7 protein-coding genes are annotated in these 11933 nt (G+C 41.3%); 1 reads left to right on the top strand and 6 read right to left on the bottom strand.

Going from position 1 to position 11933, the window contains the following annotated elements; all coding sequences use genetic code 11:
* Positions 1 to 5: 5 nt before the first annotated feature.
* The 6 genes from U2P89_RS03490 to nadA form a co-directional block, all read right to left on the bottom strand.
* The gene (locus U2P89_RS03490; protein ID WP_322190632.1) at positions 6 to 3149 is read right to left on the bottom strand and encodes a TonB-dependent receptor; all 3144 of its coding nucleotides are present in this window, start codon (positions 3147 to 3149) and stop codon (positions 6 to 8) included.
* A gap of 44 nt (positions 3150 to 3193) precedes the next feature.
* Complete coding sequence (locus U2P89_RS03495; protein WP_322190633.1) at positions 3194 to 4393, bottom strand: glycoside hydrolase family 172 protein; 1200 nt, start codon at positions 4391 to 4393, stop codon at positions 3194 to 3196.
* Positions 4394 to 4539: 146 nt separating this feature from the next.
* Complete coding sequence (locus U2P89_RS03500; RefSeq protein ID WP_322190634.1) at positions 4540 to 6315, bottom strand: L-fucose isomerase; 1776 nt, start codon at positions 6313 to 6315, stop codon at positions 4540 to 4542.
* A gap of 145 nt (positions 6316 to 6460) precedes the next feature.
* A complete protein-coding gene (locus tag U2P89_RS03505) occupies positions 6461 to 7456 on the bottom strand; it encodes a LacI family DNA-binding transcriptional regulator (protein WP_322190635.1) in 996 nt (331 codons plus the stop codon).
* Positions 7457 to 7697: 241 nt separating this feature from the next.
* Entirely contained in the window at positions 7698 to 8801 is a 1104-nt protein-coding gene (gene ychF / locus U2P89_RS03510) for a redox-regulated ATPase YchF (RefSeq protein ID WP_322190636.1), read from the bottom strand.
* Positions 8802 to 8956: 155 nt separating this feature from the next.
* The gene (nadA, locus tag U2P89_RS03515; RefSeq protein ID WP_322190637.1) at positions 8957 to 9901 is read right to left on the bottom strand and encodes a quinolinate synthase NadA; all 945 of its coding nucleotides are present in this window, start codon (positions 9899 to 9901) and stop codon (positions 8957 to 8959) included.
* An 806-nt stretch (positions 9902 to 10707) separates the two neighbouring features.
* Between nadA and U2P89_RS03520 the strand changes: the two genes are divergently transcribed.
* Complete coding sequence (locus U2P89_RS03520; RefSeq protein WP_092024833.1) at positions 10708 to 11715, top strand: tyrosine-protein phosphatase; 1008 nt, start codon at positions 10708 to 10710, stop codon at positions 11713 to 11715.
* The last annotated feature ends 218 nt before the right edge of the window (positions 11716 to 11933 follow it).

Raw genomic sequence — 11933 nt, forward strand, 5'->3', positions numbered from 1 at the left:
TAAATTTAGAATGTTACATTAACTCCAAAAGCCATGGTGAATGGTGTCAGATAACCGTACCCCGGCATTTCAGGATCAAAACTGGTATATCTGTCTTTTCCCCATCCTTTTTTCAGCGTAAGTACATTACGTGCAGAAGCATAAATCCGAAGGTGTTGCATCATCATCGCATTCGTAAGCTGTTTCGGGAAGGTGTAACCCAGTTCTATATTTCTCAACTTCAGATAGGAGCCGTCTTCAACAAAATAGGAGGAAAACCGCTGCTCGCTATTTGGATTTGAATTGGACATAGCCGGAATATCGGAATCGGGATTATCGAAATACCATGCATCCAATATTCTTTTTTCATGATTCTTCCCTGCAGGAACAGAAATATTCCACAGATCGCTCTCCTGTTTCCAGATATTATTTACTTTATTACCGTATACACCCTGGAAAAAGATATTCATATCAAAATTTTTGTAACCGAGATCAAAGGTGATGCCTCCGAAAAAGTCTGGATCGGTAATTCCTATAAAAGTCCGGTCATACAATTCATCCACGACTCCATTTCCATCCAGGTCTTTATAACGGATTCTTCCGATCGCTTTCCCTGTCTGCTCGGCATGGTTATCCACCTCTTCCTGAGTTTTGAAGATCCCGTCGGCCACCATTCCATAGAGGATATTAGGTGTTTTGCCTATCACAAAATCACGCATACCATCACCCGGGTACCTGTTGACCACATTTTCGGGAAGTTCTACCAATTTTGTCCTGTAAGAACCTATATTGGCAGTGATAGCATACTGGAAATCGGCTGTTGGGTCATTTCTGTAAGTAATTTCAAATTCCACACCCTGATTATTCATATTGGCGCCATTGATCCATGGCTCTCCTCCTTCACCCATAGCGGCAATATAAGGAACCTGTACCAACACGTCGTTCGTCTTTTTAAAGTAATAGCTTAATGAACCGAATATCCGCTGATTCAGAAAACCAAAATCTACCGCCACGTCGGTCTGCTTTGTTGTCTCCCATTTAAGATTGGGATTTCCGAGCCAGGTTCTCCTGTAACCTGACCAGAGAGGACCGCTTTCATTCCCCTCTATCGGATAGGATGTACCGAAATAATCAGTCGTGAAAGGGGTGGAAGTATATCCGCGTGGCAATCCCTGCACACTTCCGTTGGCTCCCCAGCTTGCACGAAGCTTCAGGTCAGATACTGCTTCCACGTCAGCCATAAAAGGTTCGTTGTTGATTCTCCATCCGGCCGAAACAGCGGGAAAAGTAGCATACCGGTTGTTTGCCCCAAAGAGTGAAGACCCGTCGCGTCGCAGTGTGAATGAGAGGAGATACTTTGAGTCAAGCGCATAATTCACTTTACCAAAGAGCGAGAAATAAGTATATTCATCTGCCGAACTACCCAATGAATATTTGGTACCGGTAGTCACACCAATATGGGCAAAATCCCTGTCTTCCAGATATATTCCTTCTCTTCTGGCCGAAAATCCTTCCTGCACAAATCGGGTAAATTCGGTACCCGCCACCGCATCCAATGAATGTCTTCCGGTATTCAGACTGTAGGAAAGCGTATTGGTCCATACATAACTCAAAGGATGTGATTGCCAATTCCCTACATAATTTTCTCCGTCGCTGTTTCTTCCACCGGTCTCAGACCAGATGCCATCGACTGCCCTGTTATAGGCATTACCGTAATCTACCCCGAACTGAGTACGTGCCGATATCCCTTTCCAGATATCAAGGTCAAGGAAAATATTACCGATTATTTTGACATAATTATTGATATTATCTTTATTCATTGTCAGTACACGTACCGGATTGGTAAAGTCATCAAAACCGGGAGCTCCCGCCCAGTTACCGTTGATATCATACACAGGGCCGGCAGGAGGGTTGATCATTGCCCAACGGGTTTCGTTCGCATCTTTATATTGCAGGTAACTCAATGCAATATTTTCACCGATTTTCAACCGGTTGTTCAACAAGGCGTATTCCGTATTGGAACGGACCGAATATTGCCTGAAAAAGGTATGAATCTGCGTACCTTCATTATTGAAATACCCCAGTGAAAACAGACTTTTTGACCGGTCTGTCCCCTGGGAAACGGTTACCTGATGGTTTGTCATCATTGCGGTACGGAAAATTTCATCCATCCAGTCCGTATCCGAACCCCTGGCTGTCATCTCCGGATTGAGCCATTCTGCCGGTTTCACTCCGTCGAGCACTGCCAACCCGTTGTCATTTCTATGCCAGGTAAAATCATAGGTAGTGGGTAATGACATAGACACGCCATACACTTTCTCGTCGTATGCCTGCGCTCTGAAAGCCGCTATTCCGTACTCTTCCGCATTCATTAATGTAGGTTTATTCAAAACAGAGCTGAATGAAACGCTTCCGTTATACTCGACGGATATGGCGCCTTCTTTCCCCTTTTTAGTCTGGATTAAAATCACACCACCGGATGCGCGTGCACCGTATATACTGGCTGAAGCAGCGTCTTTCAATACCTGGATCGATTCTATATCTCCGGAATTAATATCTCTGAGGTTAAGGTTTTCCGTGGGCATCCCATCCAGTACAATCAACGGCTTCACACCGCCCGAGAGAGAAGAGAGTCCTCTAATCTGAATATTTACCCCTTCAGCGGGATTTCCTCCGTTTGTTGTAATATGAACTCCGGAAAGTTTTCCCTGCAACGCTTTCATTGCATTAGCTGAAGGATTTTTGATAATGTCATTACTTGTTGCTATGGAAACAGAGCCGGTAAGATCGGCTTTTCGTTGTGTCATATAACCAGTATAGACCAATTCTTCCAGCATAGTAGCATCATCTTCCATAACTACGTCAATTACTGTCACTCCTCTCACAGATTGTTCCACTGTCTTCTTTCCGATAAAGGAAAAAACCAGTACCGCATTTTCTGAAGGCACATTCAACTGGTATCTACCGTCCATATCGGTGATAGTGCCAACAGTAGTACCTTTCACATATACACTTGTTCCCGGTAAGGGTTCATTTGTACTCTGTTCTGTAACAACTCCTCTGATGGTTTTAGCCTGTTGTGCTTCGTCGGGCATTTGGGTTGCAAAGGTATAAACAGTGATCCCCAGGAACAGACAAACCAAAGCAAGTTTGCTGATAAAATTTTTCATATGATTAAACTATTTATTTTTTATACTATTTCCTCTATAATGGATCACTCATTTCCCCACAACTGAGGGTCATTTCCTTTTGCCTTCCGCCAGGCATCTCTCCAACGGTGCATATCCATATGGTTGATAAAAGGCTTGGGTTTGCGTACTTCCTTGGATGGCGCCGGAGGCAATTTTACCGCACTATCCTGATACCAGTAAGCCACAGTGGCCAGATCAAGGGTAAGATTGTTGTTGTGTCCTGTTTCAATGGTTCCTTTCACTTCTGTTTCAAAGAAAATGGGATCGTTGATAAAAAAACGGTATACATGGGTTCTTCCCAGCCAGCCTATATCATTGTTCACCCTCGGATAACCGAAATGAGGATGTGAGAACGGCTCTTTGGGACACCAGGAGGTATTGAAGAAATCTTCCGTACCGGTGCCGATCAAAGAAGGAGTCTTCTCCCCATCGATAAACCACATATCATCTCCCTCGCCGTACCACATGGGAGTAGGAGAGTGTACGTAATAATTGATCCCTACAAAATGCCCTTTCCCTTTGGTTTCGATAAAAACATAGTTCCGGTCTAACTGGGTATTAGGCTTCCATTCGCCTGTCAGTGCCCATTCAGTTTCTCCTTCAGGCAGGGCTTTAGATAAGCTGTGATTATACCAGGCGTGAAAACGGCCCATTCCTTCGGGAAGCTCCGCCATCTCGAGATAATCTACATAAAAATAGAAAGCATTGATCGTCTTATCAGTCTGATTCTCAATCTCTATTCTTGCTCCTTTCTCAAAGGGCATCGCAAAATAACTGCTCAGACCTGTTCCTTCCTCGGGTCCTGCCGACAGGGGAAGCGAAGCATAATTATACCGCTCGTCCCATCCCTGGCCAAAGAAAGGCCCGATAGGTGATTCCACCGATGGATAATCGTTCCCGTCCCAATACATCCTGATAATGATATCGTTCCTGCTTAATTCACCGGGCGGAGGTGCAATGGTTATCCAGATATGGTTGATTACACCGGTCCCTTTTATCTCGGCAATGGTTCGCTTTTCACCGGGTTTGAAAGGTTCCAGATGGTCCCGGTTTCCTCCTGTGGGATCGGTACTGGATATCCTCCTGTTTTTCATGCCCGACTTCAATTTTGCCAGTTCAAACATCTCCCCCATCGACTCTGTTTGGGAAAAGAGGGGTAATGAAAGCATAATTCCCAAAATAAGGGTGCTTAATTTCAGCATTTTAAAGTTAATTCTCTCCATTGTATCTGTTTTATTTGGTTTATTATTATTCCGATAAACCGGAATCTTTGATCCACTTCGTCCTGTTTCACATATTCACCTCATTATTTTACTTTTGAGTCTGAATATTTTACATCTGAACGTCCTGATTCCTGGCTCTTGGTTCTCTATCTATACAGCGGTCCGTAAGCAGCACAGGCACGGTAATCCGCTCCTTCGTTATCAGAACCGAATGCGGACCATGCATCCGGACGGAAGATCTTTTCATCATCCACATTGTGCATATTCACCGGAATAGAAAGCGCTGAAGCCAGTGTGATCAGGTCGGCACCGATATGTCCGTAACTGATAGCACCGTGATTTGCGCCCCAATAATTCATTACCGAATAGATATCTGTAAAGCGGCCTTTACCGGTGATGCGCGGCACGAAAAAGGTAGACGGCCATGTCTTGTCGGTTCGCTTATTGATGATGTCGAAAACTTCTTCAGGAAAGGTGGCTGTCCATCCTTCAGCAATCTGTAATACAGGCCCCAATCCCTTGATCAGGTTCAGGCGGCACATGGTCACCGGCATACCTGCCCTGGTCAGAAATTGTGAAGAATATCCTCCTCCACGCATATACTCAAGCGATGCAGGATACCAGGTAGTGGCATTGAGCATCTTTTCCACCTCTTCCTCACTGATCTCCCAGAAAGGTTTCATCACAGGATTGCCGTTTTCATCCGACTGCTGACCGGTACCGTCAAGGGTACATGAACCGGAATTGATGAGGTGGATCGCACCATCTTTCAATATTCCTTCCGGTTTCCATCCGCTTACCCGTTCTATCGCTTCGGGACTCCAGTAGGTACGTACATCGGCAAAGATCTGGGAAGTATTGGTAAGTAATTGGTTGAATAACATACTGATACCGTTAAGGTGATCATCCTCAGTAGCAAAAGTGAATGGTTTCCGGATCCCGTTCCAGTCGAATGAAGAATTGAGGATCGCTTCCGAAAAATCACCATCGGGCAGAAAATCGGTCCACTGCCGTTGCCCCTGGAAACCTCCCGCTATGGCATTGTGGCCGAGGGCTTCTTCACCATATCCCATAGTGTCCAGTACCGGATTTCCGATCATCAGGTCACGCATGATCAGTGTCATCTTCACCACAAACTCCCAGTCTTTATCTTTCTGTTCCCGGCTGTGCTTCAGATGTTCAGGATTAAAATCCTCTCCCTCACGAGTCATACAGTGCTCTTTTGTCCACTGCATCGCTTTGGCGAATTCATCATGATCATAGATACCCAGTTGAATGCGGCGAAGTATTTCACTGGCATCCACAAATTCGGTACGCATCCCGAGGTACTCCTGCAAGAAATCGGGATTGGTCATAGAGCCACCGATCCCCATCGAGACGGAACCGATGGAGAGGTATGATTTCCCCCGCATGATAGCCACGGCAAGTCCCGCCTTCGCAAAGCGAAGCAGTTTCTCCTGTACATCGGCCGGAATCGACGGGTCGTTCATATCCTGTACCTCCCTTCCGTAAATACCGAATGCAGGCAGTCCCTTTTGATTATGAACCGCCAGCGCAGCCGAAAGATAAACCGCACCCGGGCGCTCAGTACCATTGAATCCCCAAATCGCTTTCGGTATAGTAGGATTCATGTCAATGGTCTCCGACCCATAACACCAACAAGGAGTAACCGACAAAGAAAGTCCTACATTCTCTTTTTCAAATTTTTCAGCACATAAAGCTGCTTCTCTCACCCCCCCGATACAACTGTCGGCAATCACACATTCTACCGGAGAACCGTCGGGATACCGAAGATTTTCACGGTATAACTTTTCTACACTTTTCGCCAGATTCATAGTGGTATCTTCGAGAGATTCCCTGATACCTCCGCGCCGTCCGTCAATCACAGGACGAATTCCGATCTTAGGATAATTTTGTTGCATACAATTTAGTTTACTTTTTTATACTATATAAAGGATAGAATTAAACGTTTAACTACTACCCCCACATTTATCATAATTATCTAATCTTCTACAAAAGCAATTTATCAGAGATTAATTAAACGTTTAACTAATTGTAGAAAAAATTTCAGGTAATCAATTCTGCTTCCAAAAAGAGTTTTTGGTTTTTAACTTCCTTTTTCTCTATCTGATCAATCAGCAGTTCCAATGCACTTTTAGCCATCTCTTCGATAGGTTGTTTAATGAAGGGTACCCTAAAGGGGAACAAATTAATAGCATCAGTTTCATCAAAACACATTACCTGAATATCTTTTTGAATAAGCATTCCCCGTTTAAACAACGACTTCACACCCGCCATGGAGATAGTATTGGTAGCAAAGAAAATGGCATCTACTTGTTTTTCACATTTCAATAATTGTGAAATAGCCTTATCCATATCTTCATTCAAATATTGATAACTTACTTCCTTCACATGATCCGGAGTAAAAAGTCCTGCATCTTTCATTGCCTCTATGAATCCCCGTTTTCGTTCGTTGGTATGAAACTGATCCTGTCTGTAAGTAATGAATGCCGGATTTTTAAATCCCTGGTCAATCAACTGCTTTGTGGAACGATAACATATTTCATAATTGTTGATCAGTACAGAAGGAACGTTTAAATCCGGAAAGCCCCTGTCTACCAAAACCAACGGTTTCTTACCTTTTAAAACCGATTCTATCAAAACTTCACTTCCTTCTGCAGGAGTGATAATTAAACCATCCACCTGCCTGGAATTAAGAAAAGTAATTATCTTTTCCATCTCCTTCAATTTTTCATTGGTATTACCAATAATCACTGTGTATCCTTCTTTCTCAGCGTAATTCTGAATATGGAGAGCCAACGTGCCAAAAAATACATTCGAAATATCAGCGACTATTAATCCGATTGACTTTGAATGCCCCATTTTCAAACCTTTGGCCAGGCTATTAGGTATATAATGCAACTCAGCCGCTTTATCTATGATTTTTTTTGACATTTCCTCACTTACCCTGCCGTTCTTGTTCTTTCCATTCAAAACAAGTGACACGGTTGCAGCAGATACTCCTAACTCTTTTGCTATTACTTTTAAGGAAACTTTTTCCACTCTCTATAGACATTTATAACGTAACTTAACGCAAAAGTATAAGGTTAATCGATTAATTAAAAATTATTTCTTATGTTCTATAACATATTTATGCTATACAATGCTTATTTATATCAATTCTAAATAAAAATATTGTTAAATATGGGATAAGAGGTAGATGGGGAAAGTATTTTAAAAGAAATACTCAGCTACCTTAAAGAGATAAGATATTAACGATATAAAATTAGTTTTATGGACGACGTCAAACATTAAACCTGAAATGCATAATATCTCCATCCTGCACAATATATTCCTTTCCTTCCACACTCATTTTCCCTGCTTCCTTCACCGCATTTTCAGAACCGTAAGCAATAAAATCCTCATATTTGATCACTTCGGCCCGGATAAATCCTTTCTCAAAATCTGTATGGATCACTCCTGCACACTGCGGCGCTTTCCATCCTTTCTGAAAAGTCCATGCACGAACTTCCTGCACGCCTGCAGTCAGGAATGTTTGTAGATCCAACAGGTTATATGCGGCTTTGATCAAGCGGCTTACACCTGATTCTTCCAATCCGATTTCATTCAGGAACATTTCACGCTCTTCATAGGTATCGAATTCGGCTATTTCGGATTCAATCTTTGCTGCAACTACCAATATATCCGCTTTCTCATTTTTTATTGCTTCACGTACTGCTTCTACGTATTGATTACCGGTTACAGCACTCGCTTCATCCACATTGCATACATATAATACAGGTTTTGCCGTCAACAGGAAAAGTTCGCGGGCAATTCTGTTTTCGTCTTTTGTATCGAAAGTGACTGTACGTGCCGACTCACCCTGTAATAATGTTTCCCGTATCTTTGAATAAACTTCGAAAGCAAGCCTGGCATCTTTATCCCCTCCCGTTTTAGCCTGTTTCTCTACCTTATTGATACGGGCTTCAATCGTTTCCAGGTCTTTCAACTGCAACTCGGCATCAATGATCTCTTTATCACGTACCGGATCCACACTGCCATCGACATGGGTCACATTTTCATCGTCAAAACAACGCAATACATGCAATATGGCATCTGTCTCACGGATATTAGCCAGAAATTTATTTCCCAAACCTTCTCCTTTACTGGCGCCTTTTACCAATCCGGCAATATCGACGATCTCTACAGTAGTAGGTACAATCCTTTGGGGATGGATCAATTCTGCCAGCTTATTTAACCGTTCATCGGGAACAGTAATAACCCCTACATTGGGTTCAATAGTGCAGAATGGGAAATTTGCCGCTTGCGCTTTCGCATTCGACAAACAATTAAAAAGGGTGGATTTCCCCACATTGGGAAGTCCTACAATACCACATTGCAGAGCCATTCTATTAAGACTTTAAGACCGCTTCGCCAAAAGACAAGAGCTAAGAATCAAGACACAAGACTGGAGACAAAGCTGAAATTTATACTTTTATTTAGTGGGTGCAAAAGTACATAAAATTGAAGTATTTCCAAACTCCTAAATGATAAAGCTATTTCTTATAAACCATACCGTGCCGATATCTCCAGCATACGCTCAATAGGTTTCACTGCTTTTACCCTTACCTCCTCATCCACGACAATTTCAGGTTTTTCATTTTTCAGACACAGATACAACTTCTCCAGTGTATTCATCTTCATGTAAAAACATTCATTACATGCACAGGTTGAATCTTCGGGAGGAGCAGGAATAAATTCCTTCTCGGGATTTTCTTTCTGCATCTGATGCAGAATTCCTGCTTCTGTAGCCACTATAAACTGTTTATTCTCGGAATTGGTAGCAAATTTTAAAATAGAAGAAGTAGATCCCACATGATCAGCTATCTCCAACAGATATTTAGGACATTCGGGATGGGCCAGTAACAAAGCATTGGGATATTCCTTTTTCAATTCCAGTATTCTTTCAAGGGAAAATTGCGCATGCACATGACACACTCCATCCCATAAAAGCATATTCCTACCGGTCAGCTTATTGATATAATCACCCAGATTCTTATCCGGACCAAAGATTATTTTTTCATCTTCCGGGAGCGACTCAACAATCTGCCTGGCATTGGTGGAAGTCACCACGATATCTGTAAGCGCTTTTACAGCTGCTGTTGTATTCACATAGGAGATAACGGTATGGTCGGGATGGGCATTTACAAATTCTTCAAACGGTCCGGCCGGACAACTTTCAGCTAGCGAACAACCGGCATTCAGATCGGGAATAAATACACGTTTTTCCGGACTCAATATTTTTGCTGTCTCACCCATAAAGTGTACGCCACACAATACGATGATATCTGCCGAAGTTTTAGCAGCCCATTGGGCTAATGCAAGACTGTCTCCTACAAAATCAGCAATATCCTGTATTTCCGGTTCCTGATAGTAGTGCGCCAATATAATGGCATTCTTCTCCTTCTTCAGCAACTCTATATTCTGTACAAGTTCTTCTTTTGTCATACGGCTATTTATTTTCTCCTATTCCGGCATCCAGATCCTTCTAAGATTTTTCAACCGAATTTATATTTATTATATATAGTTTTAAATTTAAAAAATATATGATATTGATGATTGCCTGTTGAAACTGTTGATGATTTTTACATAGAAAAGCAAGAAATGATGTTATTAAACTTTGTATCTATGTTATCATAACTTATCAACAAAAAAATATTTTTTTTCTATCTGTAGATGTGATAATTACAAATGTTATCATAAACTGTTTACAAAGAGCAAAGTTAATAATTTATTTCTTTTATGTTACACTTTTCCTGTTGAAAAGTGGCTGAAATCTTTCCTATAAAAAAAATATCTTTCTTAGGCAATGTCAAAATTTTTTACAAAGGATCGGTTTTTTCTCTTTTGCAAATTATTTTATCAATTTCTATTTACATCCATTCCACAAGTTATCAACAGTTCATTCTCTTCGTTCGCTTCACTCTAGTTGTTTCCTGCTTTACGGGATATTCATTCGCTCCACTCACGTTTAATCACTGAATATCTATCGAATAACTACTGAACCATTGAGTATTAAAAAGGAAAACGAATAATTATATATTGTTAATCAATATCCATTGTTTTTATTTTGGAATAAAGTTTTTTGTATATTTGTATAATATAGGATGCGCCTCGGACAAGCTTAAGCAAGCTTAGCTTGTCTCCCGGCTTTCACTATATTTGTTTTGTTTATAGTATTTGTAGAAGGAGAGGTGAAAAAACTGTATTCCATATCATATCTTTTTTTACTGTTAATTTCAGGGTATTCATGTATGTCAACAGTAAAAATTACTTCTGTCGTAGAAAAAGACAGGGAAGGGGATTTTTTATTGAAATGGGAAGTAAGCCCTGACCAGGAGGGAGACATAGATATTTATTCTTCTCTTACAGATAGCTCTCTTACCAGTTTTACACCCCTTACCTCTAAGAAAATTACCGATCAGGTACTAAGAGTAAGTCCTACCGGTTCGGGATTAAGGGAATATTTTATACTTCGTACTGCCGGTGTCTATTCGGGTGTGGTCGCGAATAGAATCATAGAAATGAATAATATTAAAAATTTCAGGGATATAGGTGGATATTTCACTGCGGATAACCGTCAGATAAAATGGGGAGAAATATACAGATCAGCCAATTTAAGCGATGCCACTCTATATGATCAGGAGAGAATACGCAGGTTGAATATTAAAACGGTCATTGATTTCAGATCTGAAAGGACTGCAAAAAAATATCCGCTACTTCTTCATCCCTCTATCCGGAAAATATCATTACCACTGAGTCCGATGGATGCCGAAAAATTAGATGAACAATTGAGGGATGAACAGTTCGACAGAAGCGATGCTATTCGTTATGTACAGGAATCGTATGTGGATATCGTTGAGAATCACAAGGAGCAATTTGGTGAAATGTTCGATATACTGACTAATGACAGTAATTATCCTATTCTTCTTACCGAATCATTAGGCAAAGATGGTGTGGGATTAGCTTCTTATTTTATTCTTCATGCTTTGGGCGTACCTCACAGTACATTAGAGGACGATTATATGATTTCGAACAGGGAGATTGATCCTGCAAAAGCAAAAATTGATGCACAAAATCTTCCCGAACCGCTGCAGGAAGCCGTTACCGCTATGCTTTCTGTCAATAGGGTCTACCTGAACTATGTTATCGACCATATCAAACAAAAATATGGTTCTGTAGATAATTATCTCGAAAAAGAACTTCGGGTTACCTCGGGAAAGAAAAATCTATTGAGGAAATACCTGCTTTACCAATTCTAATATTTATTTATTCATTCTACCCAGTTATTCAATTTATTTTCATACCTTTGCGCCCGATTAAAAAACAGGATAATTTTTTAACCGGCTTTTTTGGAGCATCGGGTTATCTATCATCCTTAATAAAAATCATAAAAGGTTGTCATTGAATTTTCTCTCTTCTTTCATGGTGTGGTTATGGGGTAAAGAGAAGCATCAATACCCATCACATTAAAACTATT

It is taken from the genome of Proteiniphilum sp., from assembly GCF_034331125.1.
Taxonomy (GTDB): Bacteria; Bacteroidota; Bacteroidia; order Bacteroidales; family Dysgonomonadaceae; genus Proteiniphilum; species Proteiniphilum saccharofermentans.

Bases quoted from the DNA above. Each gene is read 5' to 3' on its own strand.
- U2P89_RS03520 (WP_092024833.1), top strand. From the start codon at position 10,708: ATGTCAACAGTAAAAATTACTTCTGTCGTAGAAAAAGACAGGGAAGGG.
- nadA (WP_322190637.1), bottom strand. From the start codon at position 9,901: ATGACAAAAGAAGAACTTGTACAGAATATAGAGTTGCTGAAGAAGGAG.
- ychF (WP_322190636.1), bottom strand. From the start codon at position 8,801: ATGGCTCTGCAATGTGGTATTGTAGGACTTCCCAATGTGGGGAAATCC.
- U2P89_RS03490 (WP_322190632.1), bottom strand. From the start codon at position 3,149: ATGAAAAATTTTATCAGCAAACTTGCTTTGGTTTGTCTGTTCCTGGGG.
- U2P89_RS03495 (WP_322190633.1), bottom strand. From the start codon at position 4,393: ATGGAGAGAATTAACTTTAAAATGCTGAAATTAAGCACCCTTATTTTG.
- U2P89_RS03500 (WP_322190634.1), bottom strand. From the start codon at position 6,315: ATGCAACAAAATTATCCTAAGATCGGAATTCGTCCTGTGATTGACGGA.